The sequence below is a fragment of the Rhodoferax sp. GW821-FHT02C08 genome, from assembly GCF_059421805.1.
Window position 1 is genome coordinate 1 of the sequence record NZ_JBWKVR010000070.1, and the last position, 576, is coordinate 576.

The following is a 576-nucleotide window of genomic DNA, read 5'->3' on the forward strand; positions in this document are numbered from 1 at the left end:
ATCGAAGAGCAAGGCGTGCCGCGCGAGGTGCTGGGCCAGCCCAAGAGCGAGCGGCTGCAGCAGTTCTTGTCGGGCAGTTTGAAGTGAAGCCCATCGCTGACTTGCGCACCCTGCTGGTCAGCATGGAGCCGGTGCTGAACGAGGGCGTATTTGCGTTCGCCAGCCTGCCTGCCGGCTATTCCATCGGCTTGGAGGATGTGGTGGCCACCATCCGCGAGCCCGAAGGCCTGTCTGTGGTGCTGCCCGAGGCACGAGCCCTGGCGCTGCAGCTACCGGTGCTGTTCCGCTGCGCCTGGATCACGCTGACCGTGCACTCCGACCTGCAGGCGGTGGGCCTGACCGCCGCGTTTGCACGGGCGCTGGGCGACGCAGGCATCAGCTGCAATGTGGTGGCAGGAGCCCAGCACGACCACATCTTTGTGCCCGTGGAGCGGGCGCAGGACGCGATGGCCGCCCTGCGCCAGTTACAGCAAAGCACCGCTAAATAAATATAAAAAGCTGCCTGATTAGCTACTTGCCTCAGAGTATCGAAGAACAGTCAATGGAAGTGGCTGGGTCGTCACAGCCGCGCGCAGC

General features: G+C 63.7%; 1 protein-coding gene and 1 pseudogene. Both read left to right on the plus strand.

Annotation, left to right across the window (positions count from 1 at the left end):
• Nucleotides 1-87: pseudogene (locus AC07VY_RS26595) on the plus strand (histidine/lysine/arginine/ornithine ABC transporter ATP-binding protein); the annotation flags it as partial.
• Entirely contained in the window at nucleotides 84-488 is a 405-nt protein-coding gene (locus AC07VY_RS26600; RefSeq protein WP_495100147.1) for an ACT domain-containing protein, read from the plus strand. The pseudogene AC07VY_RS26595 and the gene AC07VY_RS26600, both read left to right, overlap by 4 nt.
• Nucleotides 489-576: the final 88 nt, after the last annotated feature.